The sequence below is a fragment of the Ectobacillus panaciterrae DSM 19096 genome (genome assembly GCF_000430785.1).
In the GTDB taxonomy this organism is placed as follows: Bacteria; Bacillota; Bacilli; order Bacillales; family Bacillaceae_G; genus Ectobacillus; species Ectobacillus panaciterrae.
The window spans coordinates 17,205-39,456 of the sequence record NZ_AUMR01000032.1 but is presented as its reverse complement, the minus strand read 5'-3'; the positions used below and the strand labels follow the sequence as shown (position 1 = coordinate 39,456).

At 42.5% G+C, this 22,252-nt stretch carries 21 protein-coding genes; 2 read left to right on the top strand and 19 right to left on the bottom strand.

The genetic code is table 11. The annotated features are described in order from the left end of the window. Positions 1-186: 186 nt before the first annotated feature. The gene (locus H540_RS0109590; protein WP_028400456.1) at positions 187-870 is read left to right on the top strand and encodes a hypothetical protein; all 684 of its coding nucleotides are present in this window, start codon (positions 187-189) and stop codon (positions 868-870) included. A gap of 79 nt (positions 871-949) precedes the next feature. On the opposite strand, the gene H540_RS0109585 is transcribed toward H540_RS0109590, so the two are convergent. From H540_RS0109585 to H540_RS0109520, 14 genes are all read right to left on the bottom strand, one after another. Beyond that, the gene (locus H540_RS0109585; protein WP_028400455.1) at positions 950-1,567 is read right to left on the bottom strand and encodes a peptidoglycan DD-metalloendopeptidase family protein; all 618 of its coding nucleotides are present in this window, start codon (positions 1,565-1,567) and stop codon (positions 950-952) included. A gap of 339 nt (positions 1,568-1,906) precedes the next feature. Then, a complete protein-coding gene (locus H540_RS0109580) occupies positions 1,907-2,485 on the bottom strand; it encodes a cob(I)yrinic acid a,c-diamide adenosyltransferase (RefSeq protein WP_028400454.1) in 579 nt (192 codons plus the stop codon). A 255-nt stretch (positions 2,486-2,740) separates the two neighbouring features. Then, positions 2,741-4,498, bottom strand: coding sequence for an ATP-binding protein (locus H540_RS0109575; protein ID WP_028400453.1), 1,758 nt, complete (start codon positions 4,496-4,498; stop codon positions 2,741-2,743). Further along, on the bottom strand, positions 4,498-5,214 hold the full coding sequence (locus H540_RS0109570; RefSeq protein ID WP_028400452.1) for a response regulator transcription factor: 717 nt from the start codon (positions 5,212-5,214) through the stop codon (positions 4,498-4,500). The genes H540_RS0109575 and H540_RS0109570 overlap by 1 nt, the downstream gene beginning before the upstream one ends. A gap of 266 nt (positions 5,215-5,480) precedes the next feature. Next, positions 5,481-6,638, bottom strand: a complete 1,158-nt coding sequence (gene ccsB, locus H540_RS0109565; protein ID WP_028400451.1) for a c-type cytochrome biogenesis protein CcsB — start codon at positions 6,636-6,638, stop codon at positions 5,481-5,483. A 17-nt stretch (positions 6,639-6,655) separates the two neighbouring features. Next, a complete protein-coding gene (gene resB, locus H540_RS0109560) occupies positions 6,656-8,266 on the bottom strand; it encodes a cytochrome c biogenesis ResB family protein (RefSeq protein WP_028400450.1) in 1,611 nt (536 codons plus the stop codon). A 26-nt stretch (positions 8,267-8,292) separates the two neighbouring features. Beyond that, entirely contained in the window at positions 8,293-8,814 is a 522-nt protein-coding gene (gene resA / locus H540_RS0109555; protein ID WP_028400449.1) for a thiol-disulfide oxidoreductase ResA, read from the bottom strand. Positions 8,815-8,859: 45 nt separating this feature from the next. Next, on the bottom strand, positions 8,860-9,588 hold the full coding sequence (gene rluB / locus H540_RS0109550; RefSeq protein ID WP_028400448.1) for a 23S rRNA pseudouridine(2605) synthase RluB: 729 nt from the start codon (positions 9,586-9,588) through the stop codon (positions 8,860-8,862). 203 nt (positions 9,589-9,791) lie between these two features. Then, positions 9,792-10,322, bottom strand: coding sequence for a spore maturation protein (locus H540_RS0109545; protein WP_028400447.1), 531 nt, complete (start codon positions 10,320-10,322; stop codon positions 9,792-9,794). Continuing rightward, the gene (locus tag H540_RS0109540; RefSeq protein ID WP_028400446.1) at positions 10,319-10,918 is read right to left on the bottom strand and encodes a nucleoside recognition domain-containing protein; all 600 of its coding nucleotides are present in this window, start codon (positions 10,916-10,918) and stop codon (positions 10,319-10,321) included. Before H540_RS0109540 ends, H540_RS0109545 begins: the two co-directional genes overlap by 4 nt. Continuing rightward, positions 10,911-12,038 (bottom strand): D-alanyl-D-alanine carboxypeptidase family protein, encoded by a 1,128-nt coding sequence (locus H540_RS0109535; protein ID WP_425388095.1) that lies wholly within the window; start codon positions 12,036-12,038, stop codon positions 10,911-10,913. Before H540_RS0109535 ends, H540_RS0109540 begins: the two co-directional genes overlap by 8 nt. Positions 12,039-12,317: 279 nt before the next feature. Next, positions 12,318-13,235 carry a superoxide dismutase gene (locus H540_RS0109530; RefSeq protein WP_028400444.1) on the bottom strand — a complete coding sequence of 306 codons (918 nt, stop codon included), beginning with the start codon at positions 13,233-13,235 and terminating at the stop codon, positions 12,318-12,320. 198 nt (positions 13,236-13,433) lie between these two features. After that, a complete protein-coding gene (locus tag H540_RS0109525) occupies positions 13,434-13,925 on the bottom strand; it encodes a DUF3907 family protein (protein ID WP_028400443.1) in 492 nt (163 codons plus the stop codon). A 36-nt stretch (positions 13,926-13,961) separates the two neighbouring features. Beyond that, the gene (locus H540_RS0109520) at positions 13,962-14,354 is read right to left on the bottom strand and encodes a hypothetical protein (RefSeq protein WP_028400442.1); all 393 of its coding nucleotides are present in this window, start codon (positions 14,352-14,354) and stop codon (positions 13,962-13,964) included. A 193-nt stretch (positions 14,355-14,547) separates the two neighbouring features. Between H540_RS0109520 and mprF the strand changes: the two genes are divergently transcribed. Continuing rightward, the gene (mprF, locus tag H540_RS0109515) at positions 14,548-17,115 is read left to right on the top strand and encodes a bifunctional lysylphosphatidylglycerol flippase/synthetase MprF (RefSeq protein ID WP_028400441.1); all 2,568 of its coding nucleotides are present in this window, start codon (positions 14,548-14,550) and stop codon (positions 17,113-17,115) included. A gap of 11 nt (positions 17,116-17,126) precedes the next feature. On the opposite strand, the gene H540_RS0109510 is transcribed toward mprF, so the two are convergent. From H540_RS0109510 to H540_RS0109490, 5 genes are all read right to left on the bottom strand, one after another. Beyond that, entirely contained in the window at positions 17,127-17,915 is a 789-nt protein-coding gene (locus tag H540_RS0109510) for a hypothetical protein (RefSeq protein ID WP_028400440.1), read from the bottom strand. A 139-nt stretch (positions 17,916-18,054) separates the two neighbouring features. Further along, a complete protein-coding gene (locus H540_RS0109505; RefSeq protein ID WP_028400439.1) occupies positions 18,055-18,792 on the bottom strand; it encodes an IucA/IucC family C-terminal-domain containing protein in 738 nt (245 codons plus the stop codon). A gap of 159 nt (positions 18,793-18,951) precedes the next feature. Beyond that, positions 18,952-19,656: an ABC transporter ATP-binding protein gene (locus tag H540_RS0109500; RefSeq protein ID WP_028400438.1), complete on the bottom strand. Its 705-nt coding sequence runs from the start codon at positions 19,654-19,656 to the stop codon at positions 18,952-18,954. Continuing rightward, positions 19,653-20,753 carry an ABC transporter permease gene (locus H540_RS0109495; RefSeq protein ID WP_028400437.1) on the bottom strand — a complete coding sequence of 367 codons (1,101 nt, stop codon included), beginning with the start codon at positions 20,751-20,753 and terminating at the stop codon, positions 19,653-19,655. The genes H540_RS0109500 and H540_RS0109495 overlap by 4 nt, the downstream gene beginning before the upstream one ends. 118 nt (positions 20,754-20,871) lie before the next feature. Then, positions 20,872-22,251, bottom strand: a complete 1,380-nt coding sequence (locus H540_RS0109490) for a sensor histidine kinase (RefSeq protein ID WP_028400436.1) — start codon at positions 22,249-22,251, stop codon at positions 20,872-20,874. Position 22,252: the final 1 nt, after the last annotated feature.

The following is a 22,252-nucleotide window of genomic DNA, read 5'->3' as shown; positions in this document are numbered from 1 at the left end:
ATACCGTATGATTGAAGCCTCTTCGAAATTCGACTATAATAGGGACAAAGACAATAAGCAAAATAAGAACAGTCCGTGCTGGAGCTGTTCTTATTCTTTTTCAATATTTCTCTAGTCTTTCTGAAATGAAAGTGCTAATATGATGTATTGTGAAGAAACTGCATTTTCTTTCTTGGGGGAAATGTTATGAAGAAAAGACAAAAGCAAACTGTATATCAATTCATGAAGAAAAGTCTCCGTAAAGAATACTTTTATTTAAAGCGAGAGCTGCTCTTGTACTGTCCTGTTGATTTCGGCAAATTTTCTGCGAATGCATACTATGCAGCACTTGATAAAGACGGCATGAGCATCTATCAATATGATAAGCAAGCAGATAACCGCATCCGCTTGTTAGAGCGGCACCCTTGGAAGAGCTGGCAGCATGTAAAAGTCGATCATTTTTTGCAAAAATCCGAGTTTGTGTTTCAGGGGCAGCCCAATTGCATTTTTCACTTTTTAAAAAGCGGAAAAGAAGTGCAGCGCATTGTACAAGAATATACTTCCATAGAAGTAACAGAAGCCGCGAGACCTTTGTGGCGAAAGCTTCCCGGCTATCGCTCAATCACACCGCTAAGCATGTACGCAGCTTCTCTTTTTTATACGGTTCTCGCTGCATTCTTGCTGAAGCTTCTCCTGCCTTACAGAGCGGAGATTGCGCTGTTTTCCTTATCTATCCTGTTCATGCTTATCGGTTTACTTTGCCTTGCAATCGGGCTGATTGAACCTTCCATTGTTCTTCCGAAGGCGAAGGAAAAAACGCGTCAAAGGGTTTTATATTACTACAGCTATTTAGCAATTTGCGGTTTTATTTCTATTTTTATATTTTGGTAAGAAAAAAGCGTGCAAAGAGCACGCTTTTTTAAAACATATGTGATGTATGTATAGCCATGCAAACTTACAACTTTTAAAGTTAGTTAATTACAAGCTGCTGATTCGGATAAATACGGTCGCTGTTCAAATGATTTTTCTCTTTCAGCTCATATACCGTCAGTCCGAATCTTCTAGCAATCCCTAATAACGTATCTCCCTTTTGTACTGTATAGGAAGAAGCGGATACTGTTTGTGCAGGAGGCTCTCCCAGCACAAGAAGCGGATTGACCGCATTTGTTTTCGCGAAATTCCAAGATTCTTTATGTACTTCAAAATGAAGATGCGCACCTCGGGAATGCCCCGTATTTCCTGCTTCTCCAATCGTCTGGCCGCCTTTGACGATTTGTCCTTCCCGAACCAATCGCTTATTGAGATGCGCATATACTGCCTCATAACCGTTATTGTGCCGGATAAACACTACATTTCCGTAGCTCTCTGAATAATACGATCTCGTAACCTTTCCTCCGCTTACTGCCGCAACAGGCGTCCCGATTGCTGCTGCAATATCAATACCGTAATGCCGGCCGCCCCGCGTCCCGAAATAGTCGCTGATGACACCGGATACAGGCCATGTCCATTGCTCCTCCGCTTTCGCAAGATGCTCTTTGCCAAAAGGAATCAGCAGAAGAAGCATGAACACAAATTTAAACCATTTCATTCATTAAACCTCCTTAAAAATTAACACCTTGTTATTGTGAAACGGAGATTTAAAAAATATGCATAAGAAAAGTGCAGCCGGCTCGTTCAAGTTCTATATATAACTGAATAAAAAAATCGTTTTTTTATAGTGGGGCGAGAGCATCCGGCGGCGTGCAGAAGCGGTCAAACCCTTGTAGTGGCCCATGCAAAGGTAAACCAGAGAGAGGAAGTAAGTGCCCATGCCGTTTTGTTCGAAATAGCAAATGAAAACGTCGAAATTATAAATCATTTATATATAGATATCCCTCCAATTTTTATACTTCCTTATCAAAAAAAGAAAGAGGCTATCCCCCTTTCCTTAGTTTTTTTTATCCTCTTTGCTTCGGAACACAATCGCACTGCGCTCATACTCTACGTCTTTCACACTTAATCTTGCATTGACTACACGTGCAACTGCAAAGAAGTAATCGGACAAACGGTTCACATACTTTAATACATGATCGTTTATTTCCTCCTGCTTCTTTAACGCAACGATACATCGTTCTGCCCGTCTCGTTACAGTGCGAACGACGTGAATGGCCGCTGCTGCTGGTGTTCCCCCCGGTAAAATGAAGCGCTCAAGCGGTGGTGCTTGCACGATATAGTCATCAATCCGCTCTTCTAAAAATGTAATCATCTCTTCCGTTACCTTGTAAGGAATTTTGTTATTTACAACTGCCAGGTCTCCTCCGCAGTCAAACAGCTCATGCTGAATTTTCTCAAGCTCACGGTATATATCTTGAAACACTTCCCCTTTTAACAACGTCATTGCCTGTCCTAAAAATGAATTCGCCTCATCAATCGTACCGTAAGCTTCCACGCGAAGGTTATCTTTATCTACGCGTCCCCCGACAAGGCTTGTTTTCCCTGCGTCTCCCGTTTTCGTATACAGCTTCATATGTATTCCCCCATATGTATTTTTTGAACTACCCACCACTTACTCGCTAACGCTCCTTGAAGTGGGGGATTCCTAAGAACACCAGCCTAATAAAACAGACTTCCACTGTGTATGTTTCTTCAAATACTTTTCATATTCCTTGTTTACGTATGTATTTTACAGCCGTTTTAAGCTTTTAGCATACAAAAACTCTCCCATTCTTCTTTCATGATGAAACGCATCATACAAAGAAGAATAGGAGAGCCATTTAGTGAATCATAGCTTCGCAGGCAAAAATACCGAAAAAGTAGTTCCTTTATTTTCAATGCTCGTCACAGAGATTTTGCCGCCGTGCGCTTCTACAATATTTTTAGCAATGGCAAGGCCAAGGCCGGTGCCTCCTGCTTTTCCACGTGTCCGCGCTTTGTCCCCCTTATAGAAACGTTCAAATACAAACGGAACGTCCTCCTCAGGGATTCCGATGCCTGAGTCCTTTACCTCAAAGAAAAGACCATTCTGCTCCTGTTTAATAGTAAAGGAAACATCCCCTCCGGCATTCGTATGCCGAACTGCATTATCGATGAGATTCGTGAATACCTGCTCCATCCGGTCAGCATCAAATATATGCTTGTCCGCATCGGACAGAAACTGTGCCTGCAGCTGCACCTCTTTTTCTTTGGCGATTCCTTGAAACTTCCGAACGATCTTCTCTACAAAAGGCTCAATCTCAACCTCATCCAAATGCAGTTCCACACGCCCGCTCTCCATTCGCGCCAAATCCAGCAGCTCATTGACGAGACGGCCGAGACGAACAGATTCATCGTAAATGATCCGCACAAATTCATGAACCTCTTCTTTTGTCGTTACAAGATCGTCCAGTATTGCCTCGCTGTACCCTTGAAGCATTACCATAGGCGTGCGCAATTCATGTGACACGTTGGCGATGAAGTCCTTTCGCATCTTTTCCAGACGGCGTTCTTCTGTCATATCCCGAAGCACGGCTACAGCTCCGCGAATCTTGGTTTGGTTGTAGAGCGGCGTCATAAGTACAACATAGTTCCCGATCAGCAAATTGATTTCCACTACCTGCTGCTGCTCGGTTTCTACCACTTTATGAAACAAACGGACGAGCTCAGAAGGAAGCGCCTGCTGCACATCATAATCTGCATGCCAGAGCTTCAAGAACCGTTCTGCGGGAGGATTCACAACGACGACCTCTCCCTCTTGATTTAAGGTAATTACACCGTCAGCCATACTGCTGAGGATGCTGGAAAGCTGCTCTTTTTCCTGTTGTAAGGCATTAATGTTAAACTTCAATTGCTTTCCCATTTGGTTGAGCGCTGCAGCAAGCTCACCGATTTCATCCTGCGACACAGCGGTAGCTTTTGTATCAAATTTTCCGCGTGCCACTTCAAATGCAACTTCTCTCATTTTCCGAAGCGGCGCTGTAATGCGGGTAGACAAGAAAAATGCAAAGAACGTCGTTAAAATAATAGCAATTCCGGCCGACAGAAAAATAAAATCTGTTGCTTTCTCCATAGCCTGCTTCGGAACCTGGAGCGACTGGTACACAAACACAGCTGCCCCGTTCTCCTTTTTAATCGGCACGCCGACAATCATAATTTCATTGTTAATGGTTGTGCTGTTTTTTGGAACGTACAGCTTTTTTTTCACCGATTTTTGTTCTGTAAAGACTCTCTCTAAATCCTTGTCCCTCTTCAAATCGTCTAACGATAAGATAACTAAATCGTCTTGTCCGGGTGAATAAGAAAGGTCTTCCTTGTTTTTTACAACGACAATTCGGGATAACGCATCGACAAATGGATAGGCAGCCATTTCCACCGTCTTTTCATCAACGCCGTTTTCAATCATTTGCGAAATACGGGTCGCTTGGTTCGTAAGCCTCGTTTCACTTAATGTAACATAATAATTTTGAAAAAACTGGTGCAGCAAAATAGCAACAAATCCGAGTACAAATGAAACGAGCAGCAAAATGGTAATCCATAGCTTCCCTACTACGCTTCTCCAAAGCATCAATCGTTCACAACCTCAAATTTATATCCGACTCCCCATACTGTTACTATCATCTTCGCAGCGCTTACAGACTGTTTGTTCAGCTTCTCGCGGAGGCGCTTTACATGCGTATCTACTGTACGCAAATCCCCGAAAAATTCATATTGCCATACTTCCTTCAGTAACTGCTCTCGGTCAAATACCTTATCCGGCGCTTTTGCTAAAAATAAAAGCAATTCGTATTCCTTCGGTGTTAAGTTCACCTCTTTGCTGTCTGCCATAACACGATGCGCATCGTTATCAATGGTAAGGTGCGGGAATACGATAATATCTTTTGTTGACGTCTCTTTTGTAAAGAACGTTGTCGGGGCAGACCGGCGCAGCAGCGCTTTTACGCGGAGCACTACTTCCCGCGGGCTGAACGGCTTTACTATATAATCATCTGTTCCTACTTCAAATCCTTGTACGCGGTTTACTTCTTCGCCTTTTGCCGTAAGCATAATGATCGGGGTCGCTTTCTTTTCGCGAATTTCTTTACAAGCTTCAATTCCGTCTTTGCCGGGCATCATAATATCTAAAACAATTAAATCATAATCGTATTGCAGCGCTTTTAATACAGCGGTTTCTCCGTTGTCTGCTTCGTCAATGACATAGTTCTCGCGTTCTAAATACATCTTCAGCAGACGACGAATTCTTTCCTCATCATCTACAATTAAAATTTTCGCCTCATTTTGCATCGCAATTCCGCTTCGAAAGCTGAAGCGGTTTACACCTGCCTTTCTTATCCTGCTACTCTAAATTTTACCATTCCTTTGTGTTTTATGCTTCATAATCCCCTCAAATATTTGCCAAGCTTTCTATATAAAAGCGGCTTTTTCATGAATACTTTTGATTCCCTCGACAATAGTTTACAAAAAGAAAGGAGGCTTTGTCATGATTTTCTTGAAATTGAAGAAAAGTTGACAAATTTAAAAACGGGAGGTGACAAAGCCCCCCCATTTTCTTACGCATATGAATGTAATCCGGCAATTACGAGGTTTACAGCTACAAGGTTAAACATGATAATGGCAAATCCGACTACCGCAAGCCATGCAGACTTTTCGCCGTGCCAGCCCTTTGAGAGACGAAGGTGCAAAAATGCCGCATAAAACAGCCATGTAATAAGCGCCCACACTTCTTTTGGATCCCAGCCCCAGAAGCGCGTCCACGCCACTTGCGCCCAAATCATCGCAAAAATCAAAGCCCCCAGCGTGAAAACAGGGAAGCCGATTGCAACGGACCGGTAGCCAACTTCATCAAGCAGGTCATCGTTTACTTTTTGAACAAGCGGCTGCAGGGAAGCTGCCACTCTTTTACGAAGCACTAAGCGCAGCACCGCATAAATACCTGTGCCAAATAGCAATGCCCAAATAACTGTATTCATCTTTTTCGCATTGATGATAGCAGGCATTTGCAGTGCTGAATCCAGCTTGCCCTCGGTAAGCAGTTTACCTTCGTGAGGAGCGACAAGAGCCGGCAGATTATACACCATTTCGGCCTTCTGTCCTTCTTTGTTTACCCACTCGAATTTCGCTTCATATTTCGTTGCTGAAAACGATGTTGTCGCCGCGACAAACCCAAGCGTAACGATCAAGCTGAACATAATGAATTCCAGCCAAAACGTCCGCTTGCTTCTCACGGTTTGATCCACATTTTTAATTAAGTAAATCAACCCGGCAACGAAGCTGATGGCAAGAATAGATTCGCCTGTTGCGGCCGTTGTAACGTGAATATACAGCCAATAGCTTTTTAAGGAAGGAATGAGCGGCGTAATTTCACGCGGGAACATACTTGCATAAGCGATAACAAGAATCGCAATCGGCAGTGCAAACAATCCGAGTACACTTGCACGATAGATGAAATAAATCATGATAAATGAAAATACAAGCATCATGCCAAAAAATGTCGTAAACTCAAACAAGTTGCTTACTGGTGCGTGCTTAGCTGCGATCCAGCGCGTGATGAAATATACCAGTTGTGCAGCAAATCCGATAACGGTAACCGCAATCCCGATATTTGCCCACTTCTTCCCCTTTTCACGAATTGCGCCTCCGAAAAAGAGAGTTGCAATTAAGTATAAAATGAAAGCAGCAAATAAAAAGTTACTGCTAATTTGCGCCATGTTTCCCCCACCCTTACCTATTTTTTCTCCGTTACTTTATCTTGCGGCGCTGGAATGGAAGTGCCCTGCAAGATTTTGCCGATTTCGTTTCGGAAGCCGTACCAGTTTTTATTCGTATGTCCGGCAATCCACCACTGTCCGTTCACGCGCTGAATCCATAGGCGTCGATGATTCCAATACATTCCTTGCATTACGCCGATCATGAAAATGGCGCCGCCAAGCCCGATAATCCAAAGCGTTAAATCTTTCCGGACAGTCAGTGCCGTAGCGTTTCTTGTTTCAATGCCGGCAAAGGTCATTTTATACTTATTCTTGCCCTCCGGTTCAATGTTTTGACGGATGGCGACAAAGCTTACTTCTCCTTTAGGCGTTTCCGGCGTATACATTTTAAATACGAATGCCGGGTTGTTCGGCAGCTTTGTTTTCGTATTCGGTTTGCCGTTTTCATCAAAATAAAAATCTGGGAAGTAGCTTAATAGTTCGATGGACTTGCCTTCTCCCAAATCATATTTTTCTTTTGGGTTTGCCAAATCAATATCAATAGGGCCCCACTTTTGACCGCTGTCCTTTTTTTCGAGATGGAGAAACATTTTGCTTAGCTCTCCCTCTTTATAATCCACTTGGTATAGTGCATAGTTATCGATTTTGAGCGGTTCGTTCACACGAATCTTGTAATCTTCCACCTTTTCAAGCTCTGGTTTTTGGCCGGGTACAGACTTGCCCTTTGCCTTATATAAAACTGCGTTTGTCTGATAGTTTTTCGGAATCAATTTATCGCCCACACGGCTGATAGCTTCGTTATAGACTTGATCTTCTTTTTTCTTGTCATACACTTCTTTTATAAACTTCTCATTCTTAATATAGTACTTTCCGTCCGTTCCCGGAATTTCCTTTGTTTCGCCTTCGCGCAGCCAAAGGGATTCATCAACATACATGCCGGGTACAAAGCGAAGCATCGTACCGAATAAAAAGATGATAAGACCGAGATGATTCACGTATGGACCCCAGCGAGAAAATCGTCCCTTTTCAGCCAAAATATTTCCGTTTTCCGTACGGACATTGTATCTTTTTTTCTTCAGCTGCTCTTTCACTATCTCAATCTCTTCATTTGCCGCTTCTGCTGATCCGAATATTCTTTGCCGCTTCAAAAAGCCGGCATGCCGAGTCACCCCTTGCTTTTTTAAAGCTTTATATAGCGGAACAACACGATCTAAGCTGGCAATCACAAGCGAAATCCCGATGGAAGCAATAAGTATCATATACCACCAAGAGCTGTACAAATTGTTAAAGCCGAGATCATAATACAAAGAACCGAGTGTTCCGTACTTATCTGCATAGTACTCCCCAGGCGTTACATTTGGCGGCAAATACATTTGCTGGGGAAAAATTGTCCCGATCGCTGAAGCGACAAGCGTAGTGAAAATAAGCCAAACACCGACCCTAACGGACGAAAAGAAGCTCCAAATTTTATCAACAAATGTTTTCCTATTCGTAATCGAGCGTCTTGCGCTTCCTTCATAGCGCATATCGAGCAAACCATCTTCGTTGTGAAACGGTTTGCCGCAGCTTTCGCAAAACATGGTTCCGATAGGGTTTACGTGTCCGCATTCACATTTTACGTGTTCCATTCCCTCACCCCGATCTCTCTTGCTCATTAAGGAGTAATTTCTTTTAAGTGCTCTTCTATTTGTTCTTTCGTTTGTGTACCTGTAATCTTTTTAATTACTTTTCCATCTTTATCAATTAAAAACGAAGTCGGCAGCGGACTGACGCCGTAAGTATTTAAAATTTCCTGTCCCTTGTCAATCGCTATAGGAAATTTCAACCCATACTGCCCGGCAAAGTTTTTCACAGCGATTTCCGTTTCGTCTGCATTTAACGCTACAATTTCTACACCCTTCTTTTTGTATGTATCGTACAGCTCATTCATGTAAGGCATTTCCTTTTCGCATGGCTCGCACCATGTACCCCAGAAATTCAGAAATACGCCCTTGCCGCGCATGTTCTCAAGCGTCAGCTCCTTGCCGTTCATATCAGTTACAGCAAAATTCGGCGCTTCTTTTCCTACGCTCACCTTTTCTTTGTCCGCAAAGAAATTTTGATAGAGCGTGAATGCTAAAGCGCCAACAAGAACGAGAAGAATGGCAGAGCGAAATAGCAGTCTGTTTTTCTTCATAGCTTGTTCCTCCTCTAAGCTGAGCTCGGCATGCACCGAGCTTTTTTATTTCGTTTGTGCCGCAGCAAGCGCGCGAAGCTGCTTGACTTCATGGGGAGATAACGCTCTTGCGTCCCCAGGGCGCAAAGAGCCGAGTCCTAAAAAGGCATAGCGCTCGCGTTTTAGTTTTGTAACCTTGCAGCCGACTGCTTCAAACATTCTTCTTACTTGGCGGTTTCGCCCTTCGTGAATCGTAATTTCCACAAGTGCTGTTTCCTTGCGGCGGTCGCCGCCTAAAAGCTTAACCTTTGCCGGAGCAGTTTTCCCATCCTCAAGCATAACGCCTCTCTCGAGCATGCGAATTTTCGCTGCGTCTAAAGATCCTTTAATCTTAGCAATGTATACCTTCTCTATTTCGTTTTTCGGATGCATCAGCAAATTGGCAAATTCGCCGTCATTCGTCATAAGCAGCAACCCAGACGTATCATAATCGAGGCGGCCGACCGGGAAAATACGCTGCTTAATTTGCGCAAAGAAGTCTGTCACCGCTTTGCGGCCTTTCTCATCCTTTACGCTTGAAATTACGCCCGTTGGTTTATACAGCATAAAATAAACCGGCTCTTCTTTCTCAATTTGAATTCCTTCTACTTCAATCCGATCATGCCTGCTTACCTTTGTTCCTAATTCTGTCACCACTTTACCGTTGACTTTTACCTTTCCTTGCTGAATCAATTCTTCAGCCTTTCGTCTTGACGCGATTCCCGCTTGGGCAATCACCTTTTGTAATCTTTCCATTCCGATTCTTCACCTCAAGTTCATCTTACCTTCATAAGAAAGCGAATACAAGTTGCCGCTTCTCATTATTAAGTATTTTCGCAACATTTTGTCAAAAAGACATCACACAAAAAGTCCACTATTAAGCCATTTTCTTAATAGCGGATGTTTCATCATTATACTAAAATTTTATATAAAAAGAAAATAACCATCATATATGATGGTTATTTAAACATGAGTGATACAAATACAATAGAACAAATAATTCCAATTAAGTCAGCAATCAGCCCGACCTTTAGGGCATCTCCCATTTTCCGAATCCCTACCGCCCCGAAATATACGGTCAGTACATAAAACGTCGTATCCGTACTTCCCTGCATCGTAGCAGCCAATCTGCCGATAAAGGAATCTGGTCCGTATGTCGCAATTAAGTCCGTTGTAATACTGAGTCCCGCTGAACCGGATATGGGGCGAATTAAGGCAAGCGGCACAATTTCGGCCGGTACGCCGATTGTATCTAAAAACGGCTTGATCATCCCAACCATTGCATCGAGGGCGCCTGAAGCGCGAAAAATGGCAATGGAAACGAGCATCCCTACCATAAAAGGAAGAATAGAGACGGCAATTTGAATCCCTTCCTTTCCTCCTTCCACGAAAGATTCATAGGTTGGTACGTTCTTAAATGTTCCGTACAGCAAAATAAAACCAATCATGCAAGGAATGAGCCAGAGAGAAATGGTGTTAACAATACTCACTTCTTTCCTCCTCCTTTTTTCATTCGTTTCTTATAAAAGTAACGATCGATCCAAATGGCGCCTATCATTGACAGCACCTGTGCAATAAAGGTGACGCCAACAATCTCTGTCGGATTTGCCGAGTTATATGTCATCCTAATAGAAATAACGGTCGTCGGAATGAGTGTGATAGCTGACGTATTCAGCGCCAAAAAGGTGACCATGGAGCGGCTGGCGGAATCTTTGCCGCCGTTCAGTTCTTTCAAGCGCTCCATCGCTTTAATACCAAGCGGCGTTGCCGCATTTCCAAGACCAAATAAATTCGCCATCATGTTGGAAAGAATGAACCCCATCGCCGGGTGATCTTTCGGCACATCAGGAAACAGCTTTTTCACAAGAGGCATAAAAACAGCAACAAGTTTTTTCAAAAGACCAGCTTCTTCAGCAATGCGCATGAGTCCAAGCCAAAAAATCAGTACGCTGACAAGACCGATACAAATCGTAACAGCGCTCTTCGCACCTTCAAACACCGCTTTATTCACTTCTTCCATCGTACCGTTCATCATCGCAAACACAACACCGATAATCGTCATGAATACCCAAACAAGATTAACCATTGTATGTCACACCTATCATGGAAGCAAGTACTTCTTTAAAATCGTGCCATAAAATGCCTGTCGTTACGAACAGCTTTTTCTTGCTGTAAAATATATTTCGGCTCCCGACAGATTCTCCGTCCAGCTTCATGGTGGCTTTTCCGACGATTTCTCCATCATGCGGCTGTTTTTTCTTAAACAGCTCTATATCTATTTTCACATCCTTCTTTTCTTCATCCTTTAGCGGATACGACAATTCATTTTTTATATAAACGTGGCCTTTATATGTCTTATCTTCTGCAGCGGCAAGCGCTCCCTTATCCATCACTTTTGTCAAATCATATTGTTTAAATCCTTGGTCAAAGAGGTACATATGATCGTCCCAATCGCTTGAAGCGTCAAGCGTAACCACAATTAAATCAAGACCGTCCTTTGATGCGGTCGTCACAAGTGTACGTCCTGCTTTTTTTGTAAATCCTGTTTTTCCTCCGGTCGTATTCTCATACATGAATGTAAGAAGTTTGTGTTTATTTTTCCATGGGTAATCCCACGACTCCGATTGGTATTTTTTTGTCCCAAACACCTTTCTGAATGCTTCATTATTCATCGCATAACGAGTGAGAAGGGCCATATCGTAGGCAGAAGAATAATGCTTGCCGTCTCCATCCAGCCCGCTCGGATTCGAAAAATGCGTGTCCTTCATGCCGATAGCGGCTGCCTTTTCATTCATTAAATACACAAACCCTTCTATGCTGCCGCCCACATGTTCGGCAATAGCTTGCGCCGCGTCATTGCCTGAACGCAGCATGAGCCCGTACACCAGGTCCTCGAGCTTCACTTTATCCCCAGGCTTTAAATAAATAGATGATCCTTCCGATCTTACCGCCGTGTTGCTGATTGTCACCTTCTCTTGCATTTTTCCAGACTCCACTGCAAGAAGAGCCGTCATGATCTTTGTAATACTCGCGATTTTTTCCGATTCATGCGGGAGCTTTTCATACAGAACCCGTCCGGATTTTTGTTCCATCAGCACAGCGTTACGAGCACTTACATTTTGAAATCCTGCGTATGTATCAAGCGGGAATAGACAAAAGCATAAGCAAGCTATGCAAAGAACGGAGAGAGATGTCTTGAACAAAATATGCACCGGCTTCACGTCCTTTTTCAATCAGGTTTTGTACAAGTGTATGCTTTGTCCATAGAAATATGATAAGAAAAGCGGAACCGGCTCGTTCAGGCGCAGAGCCTAAGGTTCTCCGCCCTAAAAGGCGCTTTTTGCCTTTTTGTGGCGGAGGTTCTTAGGCGGCAGCGCCTAGCCGGTGGAACTAGACATCATCGAAAAGCGGAGACGGCTCGTCCCGACAAAAACAAAAAATGTCTACTTTTGCAGCCGTATTAAAGAGACGCTCTAAGCGTCTCTCTAATACGGCTGCCATTCTAGTTTTTCCGCCTTTTGGAACCGTTCCGCCACATTTTCCCAGTTCACGACATTCCACCAATTGCTCACGTATTCTTCTTTTTTGTTTTGATATTGCAAATAGTAAGCATGTTCCCACACATCCAGAACAAGAAGCGGGATTGTGTCCCACTGTGTAAACAATTGATGCAGCGTGCTTTGCAAAATTTCGAGCCTGCCTGCGCGCGGCGCCCAAACAAGAATAGCCCAGCCTGAGCCCTCCACTTTATTTGCCGCCTCTGTGAAGTGCTTTTTGAATTTCTCAAAGCTTCCAAAATCCGTTTCGATTTGACGCAGCAGCTTTCCGCTCGGTTTTCCGCCGCCGCCCCGTTTCATATTGTTCCAAAAGATCGTATGCAAATAATGACCAGACCCATGGAATGCGGCTTCTCTCTCCCAATGCTTCAACAAATCGTAATTGTTTGTATCCCGCGCCATTTGCATCATTTTTTCAGCCTTATTTAAACCTTCCACATAGCTGCGATGGTGCTTATCATGATGCAGACGCATAATTTCCTTGGCAATATACGGCTCTAATGCGTTGTATGGATAAGGAAGCGGGGGAAGGACATGTCCCCCGATCGGAACAGCGCGGCTTTCGTGATTCCTTTCATACATTGCATATTCTTCATAGTGTCCGGTCGTCAGCACATCTTGGAGATGGCCTTGAATATTTTCCACATCATCGCTTATTTGATATACAAACTCGACATTATAATCCGGTTCATTTGCCTTAATTCGGTCCAGAAGCACCTGTATTCTATATTCAAGCATGTGAACATCATAAATTTCCGCTGCGCGGCTGTCCAGTACATGCAAAACGCTTTCGCACCAATGTTCCACTTCGTAAAAATAGTGGTCAAACAACTCCCTTTGACTCATAATGGACACCTCCTTATGCTGTACTATTTATATGTATTCTGCCAAAAGCAAAGCTATGACCGTTTCACCACTAAAAGCGGAGCCGGCTTGTTCAGGCGGAGAACCTCTGGTGGTAGCGCCTAGCCGGCGGGTCTGGACAGATCCCACAATTTTATAGTCCCTTATCATAAAAAAAAACAGTTGGAAGAACCAACTGTTTTACTTGGATTGGATTATTTTTGTTTGATAGTCTGTTTCATAATATTCCAGCTCTTCGCGCATGGCTTGAAACTTCCCTTCCAATATCTTCATTAAATCTTGGATAGAAGAAGGCGATAGCGCTGGAAAAGCAATTGCATTCTTTCCTGTATAAGCAGAACGGCTGTTTTCAAACCAGCAGTCGTTTTTCGGTGAGAAAAACTCTGCAACCACTTGATGATAAATCTTATAAAGCGTGTGCTCTGCGGCATTTTTGCGGAATGGACTGCTTTTTAACAGAACGCGGCATGCGTCCAGACCTTCTTCACAAAATACAAGCAAGCGGCGTACAGTAGCCAATAGCTCTTCGAAGTACAATTTATCCCCTTCTCGCTCTTCTGTAAGCAAGGATGTAATCGTGTGATGATTTGCATACTCTGTCATAATCGCGACAACCTCTTGCAAAAAGACTTCCACTTGCTTTGTTTGATTTTCCACAATGGAATTTGACATTCCGAATGCTCCTCTCTCTTTTCATTTCTAGTATATTTAATTCGCTACGCCGGGCTTCAGTCCTTTATACAATTGCATTACTATTTGCTGCAGGCGGTTCATGTTCGCTGCATCAAAGTATGTCCGAAATTCTTCCAGCGTATTTATGTACATTCGTTTTCGATTGATAAGCTGCGGATCTTGCAATAAGCAAGCGAGCGCCGCAATTTCTTTAAATTCTATCCCACGTTCTCCAACTATAAAAACAGGATTTCCTGAAAACGGTGTAAATTGCTGGAGCTGCTCTTCAAAATAGCGAATATACAAAACATGCAAGGTGCGTTCTGTCCCTTCATGCATATACGTTACTTCAGAACGATTGAAGAAATCTTCCGATGTATTCGCTTGTGCCTTAACGAGTTCATACCCTTTGATTTCTTTAATTTCCATGTTTTCACCCCTATTTTTCTTTACTTGTATCTTATCATAAATAATTTCTAATTTTCTAAAAAATTTACAAGTATTAAAAATCTTGCAAATTGCTGCTTTTTTATACCCAAAAAGTCGCTTTTCTTTTTATTTTCGCGTCAGTTTGTCATAATAAGAATTATATTCCAGAATTGATTGAAAGTAGATGATTGATATGCCTTTTGCTTGGAAACGGATACTGCGTGTCGGAAAAATCGCACTTCCCATTTTTGTACTTGTCATTGTAGCAATTCAGGCTCGTAAGGAACTGGCCTCCCTGTCTTTTCGTGATGCCATGCAAGTCATTAAGCATATTCCTACGGGCGGATTTTTTCTTGCACTCCTGGCGGGAGCTTTAGCGGTTTCCACTATGTTTTTTTATGATTTTCTCATGCTTCGTTTCATGAAAGCAGATATTCCCGTCCAAAAGATATTTCGTGTATCTTGGATTGCCAACTCCTTTAACGGCATATTCGGCTTTGGCGGCCTTGTGGGAGCCGGTATACGCGCTATGCTGTACCGTCCTTATACAAAAGACAACAGCTTTCTTATGCAAAATATCGCCTGGATGACCACAGCCTTTATTACAGGTCTGTCTTTTCTTTCTTTTTTCGGTTTGATTGGCATTTTAGACACGAGCTTCGTATTGAAGGAGAAGCCTTGGCTTTGGCCTGCTTTAATCGCTTTTGCTTTACTTGTTCCTTTATACATCGGGGCATCGAAGCTGAAACGAAAAAAAAGACATGAAAGTGAAGAAAAAACAGGACCCGCTGTTCTGTATTCTCTCGTTTCACTTGGAGAGTGGCTGTCTGCGGGTATCGTAATTTACATCATTCTTTCCTTATTAGGCGTAGAAATAAGCTTCAGACAAGCGCTGGGCGTATATGTCATATCGGCTATCGCCGGAACGATCAGCCTCGTTCCCGGCGGACTCGGTTCCTTTGATCTCATTTTTTTAATGGGCATGAAAGAGTATGGAGTAAGCACAGAAACTGCTTTATCTGCTCTTCTGTTGTATCGTCTCGTCTATTATATCTTTCCGTTTGGGCTCGGCCTTGCATTTGCCGCATTTGAAATGACGGGCGCCGCCTTGAAGAAAATGGAAGATAAGCCTATTTTTACACCTGCATTGGAAACAACCGGCGTTATTTGGGCATTGCAGCGGAATTTCTTTAACAGACTTAGCTCGTGGGCTTTAGCTGCACTTACGGCTTTAACAGGCGGCATCATTGTTCTCTCTGTTTTATTTCCGACAGCATTTGAACGGGCTCACGCGCTGCGCATACTCGTTCCGAAGCAGCTCGTGCAGCTTTCATTCAGTCTGTCCCTGTCATTCGGCATTCTTCTTATTTTATTGGCAAGGGGCGTGTATTATCGAACAAAACGAGCTTTTTACATGACTTTATTTGCTCTTGCAGGGGGCGTGATATTTAATGCATTAAAAGGCATTGATTTAGAGGAAAGCTTTCTTTTATTAGGGATTCTTGCTATTTTTTATACGCTGCGTAACCATTTTGTACGAGAAAGGATGGAGCTCACCCTTGCAAATATAGGAAAGACCGCTGTCGTTTTGTTTATTCTGTTATATATGTATCATTCATTCGGTACATGGTTATCGGAAACGAAAAATATTCTGAAGCCGTATTATGTAGTGCGGACTGCAGTGCAGGTACAAAGAAGCACCCTTTTTACCGCATGCTTTGTGCCCCTCTTTTTCCTTGCGGGAGCGATGCTGCTTAACCGCTCTCGAACAAACCTCCCGGGACAGCCCGCGGCAAAAGCCGGACTACAGCACTTTTTGGAGAAGCATGGAGGACATGCACTGAGCCACCTCGGCTTTCTCGGAGATAAGCGCTTTTTCTTCAGCAGCGACGGAGAAGCACTTATTCAGTTTGCTCGTTCAGGCAACCGGCTCGTTGTATTAGGCGACCCGAGCGGAAATCCAGCTTCCTTTCCAAAAGTTATTACAGAATTTCTTCATGAGGCGGATCAATACGGCTACTTTTGCATTTTTTATCAAATTGAAAGCAAATGGATGGGATTGTATCATGACTTCGGCTATAACTTCTTCAAATTGGGGGAAGAAGCTATTGTGAATTTGAATACGTTTACTCTTTCCGGAAAGAAACGTGCAGGTCTCCGGGCGACCATGCACAGATTTGAGCGGGAAGGCTATGTGTTCTCAATTCATCCCAATCCTATTTCAGAAGATCTGTACGAAAAGCTGAAAACCGTATCTGATGCTTGGCTGAATGGAAAAAAAGAAAAAGGGTTTTCACTCGGCTTTTTCGATTATGATTACATCAATCGTGCACCTGTCGCCGTGCTGACAAACAAAGAAGGGCAAATTACCGCATTTACTACGCTCATGCCCGTTTATCAGCCCGGTCTCATTTCCATTGACTTAATGCGGTATCATCCAGATGGACCGGGCGGCATTATGGATGCAATGCTGCTTCACCTATTTGAGTGGGCAAAACAAGAAGGCTATGAATGTTTCAACATCGGGATGGCGCCCTTATCCAATGTCGGTATTTCCCCTCATGCGTTTTGGTCTGAGCGCGCCGCGGCAGTTATTTTCAATAACGTTCGCTATATGTACAGCTTTAGCGGTTTACGAAAGTTTAAAGAAAAATATAAACCGATATGGAGCGGAAAATACTTGGCATACCGAAAAACGAATTCCCTGCCATTTACAATGCTGATTGTGACACGTTTAATCGGAACACAAAAAAAGCAGTAAAGGCCGAGCCTTTACTGCTTTACAACTTGAACGACAAAAGATTTTTCATATGCTTTTCCGTTTATGTAAAACGTTCCCCACAGCTTATAGTGGCCTTCTTCCGGAAATGTAAGAGAGAACTGAAGCTGATTGGATGAATTCCCCTGTGCAGGCACAGCCGTCAGAAAATGCTTTTTTTGATCATCTACAATCAATAAGCGGGATGGCTGTCCTGAAGGAGATTGAAAGCGAACGACATCTTTCGTTTGAAATTGGAAGGTGAGCTTTTCTTGACGTTTAGGCTTCAGTGCATTGAATATAAGCGAAGCTTCGTATGGGCCTATTTTTGTAGTAAGAAGCGCGTCCAACGCAAGCTTTCGTTTGTTTTTGTCTGTTTTGGATTCTTCTTTTACGGCTATTTCTTTTCTGGCAATCTGTTCCCGCGTTTGATCATCCTCTAAAAATAAAAAAATGGTATGAGGTTTTTCAAGTTTGTGCGAGAAGGTAAATGTCCCCTTCCCTAGAAAAGTAGGTTGAATATCTTCATAGTGTACCAGTGTATCATCAACTACAAGCGCGTGAATCTGATTTTGTATCTGATCATTTAATCCGCGAAGCTGATCTCCTTTTTCATCCAGCAGCGTAAAAGTCACCTTCTGCTCCCCTTTCGTTTTTCCCGTCTCTACATCCCAAGAAACTTGAGCATCGTCCACAACGCTTGCTGTTTTTGCCCCAAACGAAAAAGACCCGTGCTTTTGTAAATAAAATCCCGCCAGAAAAACTAGAAATACGATAATAATTCCAATCGTACTCTTCTTCATCAGCATTCCTCCGAAATTTTTACTACAATTGTATCACAATTCTGACAAATACAAAGAAAAACGGAGCCGGCTTGCTCAGGCGGAGTTAGCCACCCCCCAATTTATAAACTCTCATAACAAAAAAAGCATAAACGCGCGTCTATGCTTTTGCCGCATACTTCTGCAGCTGCTGTATTCGTTCTTGTTCCGTTAAACGAGGACACGTATAGCATGCCCCTTTTGTACCTGCCTTGTAATTTAAGCAGCACGTTCTTCGAAGCAAAATTTCCTTGTCTGCCGTTTTCATTTTACAAAAAGACATTTGCAACGGGTTGTTTATCTGGGACCCAAACAGCTCGGGAGGAGCTGCAAGCAAGTATTGAAAATCCGCAACGAGCCTTTCCCGCACCGCTTCATTTTTTTCTTCTTGAATCCATTTGCGGTACATCACATGCACATAAAATGCAACATGCCCCCACATGATAGACGCGGACAATTTCGTTTCTCTGGCAAGCGCATCGATCATTATCGCTACATGATCTCGAAAAAGCCCTGTTAGAAAGCGCTCTCTCCATATCCCGCGTTCTTCTCTTGGACATTCTTTTACGGGGAAAACGGGTGTGTATACTGCAACAGTTGTTTCTGAACAAACAAATGACAAATCGGACAAAGATAATGATAATCCGATATTTCGTCTGCTCATGCCTTCAAGGATTCCTATGTATGCGCAGTAGCGTTTTATAAATAAAGAAGCCGTCACCTTCAAATCAGGCGCTTGGAATACATCGCGTATTGCCAGCAGTCCTACATCGGAAAATGTACGTGTCATAAATGCTTTTCCCGATAAATGAATGCCTGTTCGCCCGGCTTCTTCATATACTCGATACTGATTCCACACGTCACTCGTCCCCGCTTTCGTTTTATCTCTTCTTTCACTTTAGCAATAATGAGAATCATTGTCAATTAAAGATGATAAGAAAAGCATGGAAAACCATGCTTTTCTTATCATGAGTAACAATTGTACTACTTTACCGCTATCCAATACGCAGCAGACTCTTCAGCTCCGAAACGCACAATTCTCCTGCTTTTCATAAAGTGCGCCATCTTTTATTGTTACAATTCGATCGCATAAATCTAATACACGTTCGTCATGTGTAACCATTACAGCAGCTTTTCCTCTCGACTTGACTTCATCAGCTATCATCTCTACTATAGCTCTGCCTCGCTTAGAGTCTAGGCTTGCGGTCGGTTCATCAGCCAGAATAACTTCTGGATTGTTCATGAAAGCCCGGGCAATTGCAGCTCTTTGACGCTCGCCGCCAGAAAGCTTTTCCGGATAATGGTTGAGCCGATGAAGCAAACCTACTTGTTCTAGCAATTCTTTTGCCTTTTGTTCAGCTTTCTTCCCGCTATGCGCGCCTAATTTAGAAACCAATAACAGTTGCTCCAAGACTGTCAAATACGGAACGAGATTGGATGCTTGGAATATGAATCCCAAATTTTCAAGCCGCACATAGCCCATTTCGCGCGCAGAAAGATTCGTTATGTCTCTGTTGTTGATCAAGATACGTCCGCTAGAGGGAGAGAGCAAAGCGCCCGCAATGGATAGAAATGTGCTTTTTCCGGAACCGGATGGACCGACGACTGCTACAAACTCTCCTTCTTTCACACGCAACGAAGCATTGTTTAATGCCACAACGGCTGCCTCTCCTTCTCCATAGACTTTGTTTACATTTTCAAGAACTAACTTTTCAACCATCATTCGACCCTCCCAATAGCTTCAATAGCATCTACTTTTGCTATACGGTTCAAGGATAATAACGAGCCGATTACCGAAACCATAACGAGCAGACCTGCATATTGTGCCAATACATTTGCACCTAATTGGAACGGCATGCTAGCAGGGAGCATAGCACTTACGCCGTAGGTGAGTCCTATGCTTATGGCAACAGCTGCGACAGCTAAGAGAAGCACCTGCGCAATTAAATTCCAGGCGAGATAGGAAGTGTTTGCTCCGATAGCTTTCAAAACGCCGAACTGGTTTATTTTTTGCAAAGTGATGACATAAAAGAATACAGCTTGAACAAATGCTGCAATCACGACTAAGAAAGCAATCATCATCGTCAGTGATCCTTGTTCCTCTTTGTATCCGGGTATACCTTGAACAGCCTGTTCTTTCGTAACAACTTCTATATCAGAAACATTCTTTTGCAAGGAGTCTTTTACATCACCCTTTGTTTGTAAAACAATCGCATTGTAAAAGGGGGATTGTTTCCCGAATGATTTCATCATTTCTTTCCAATTTTCCATGTCCATATATACAACTGGCGTATGGCTGAACATCTGCCCTTTTGTAAACCCGACAACTTTCATTTCTGTTCCGGTTTCATTATTTTTTAAGAGATCGCCTACTTCAATCCCTTTTTCCTTAAGAGAAGCATCAACTACCACTTCATTCTTATGGGCATTGTTCATAGCCTTTCCTTTAATAACTTTTGGCATAAGCATACTATCTTGTTCAATAGCAAAAATAGTAATGTCCAGCTTCTTTTCTGAATGATTCCGCGACACAGACATCATCGTTTGAGAAAGAGGTTCTGCTTTCGTTACTCCATCTAGTTTTTGAACCTCATCGAGTTTCTCTGTAGACAAAACAGACCGTGTAAGCTTATGTTCCGCATCCGCTTGAAATACAAAGTAATCAGCATTCATACTCTTCAAAACAGATGCATTATCTAACGAAAGTCCGTTAGCTAATCCGGACACTATAAAAGTTAACCACGCTACAAGAACCATAATTAAACCAATTAACAAGTAGCGGCCTTTGGCATATTTCAACTCGCGTAAAGCCAGAAACATGTTGAATCATCCCCGTTCCTTCTTTTTTCTTGCAAAGAGAGTGACGTATCTTTCAACATTTCTCTCTTGCCTGGTTTATATAATAAAAAAGAAACATGAACAACAGATGAACAACAGGTTACATATAAGGCAAGATAACTTCAAAACGCGTTCCTTTTCCTTCTTCGCTTTCCACTGTCATAGTCCCCTGATGCAGTTCTATAATTTTTTTCACAATGGAAAGTCCTAAACCGCTTCCGCTCTCTTCCCGCTTCCGCGATTTATCTGCTTTATAATATCGGTCAAAAATATGAGGCAAATCTTCTTCTGAAATTCCAACTCCAGTATCTGCTACAATAACATGAACGTGTTTTTGATCTTCATTATGCAAGGAAATAAAAATAGTTCCTCCCGCTTCCGTAAACTTAATACTGTTATAAATTAGATTCATCCATACTTGATGCAGCAATCGTTTATCACCCTGAATCTCCGTCGAAGGCAAATTGATATCCATTGCTAAATCTTTTTCACGCCAATGCCATTCCGTAGCAGACAGCACTTGTTTCATTTGATCAGCAAGATCAAATTTTGTTTTCTCCCATATGTCCTTCTCTTTATCCAATGAGGCCAACATCAACAATTGCTTGCTAAGGAGAGACAGTCTTCGGCTTTCTTCTTCGATAATAGATAAATAATGATCATATTGTTGTTCTGTTACCTGCTTTGACCGTAATGCCTGCGAAAATCCTTGAATTGATGCTAAAGGAGATTGAATTTCATGAGATACATTAGAAACAAATTCTTGTCTCATTTCTTCCAATCTTTCTAAACTTTCGGCCATCCTAGAAAAGTTTTTTGAAAGTGTTCCAATCTCGTCTCTTCTATCTACATCTAATCTAATATTATAATTGCCTTCTGCAATCTTTTTCGTGGCTTTCGTCAACATACGAATCGGCTTTACAACATACCTTGTTCCAATAAAAATCAAAATTATACTAAAACATATAGTAAACATTAATAGTTGCGCGAAGAAAATACGCATTTCCCCAAATTGTTGTTCAATGTCAGGCCTTATAAACATTGCATATCGCGTTTTTCCTGCCTGAATTGGCACACCAATCGTATTCGCCAATACGTCATCAAAAAATCCCGTAATAAACCATTTCTTGGGGAACTGTAAAATTCCATGGTACTCATGACCGTTCAATACGGAGGAAATAACCTTATCATTCAATTTTGTATCATGAAATGGACTCCCGTAAAATGTTCCTTTCTTGTATCCGTCCGCCAAATAAATTTGGTATCCCAAGCTCGCCGCATGCTTCATGTATTCATCAATATTTTGGGGCGATTTTTCATAAAATGAAGCGGTCTCCTTCGCCATCTTTGTAATTTTTTGATCGTTAAACGGCTTTAAATATATTTGATAATAGGCATTTGAAACTCCAAACGCAATGATACTGCTCATAATCATGATACAAATACTCGTAACAACAAATTGCAAATACAAAGTCCGCATA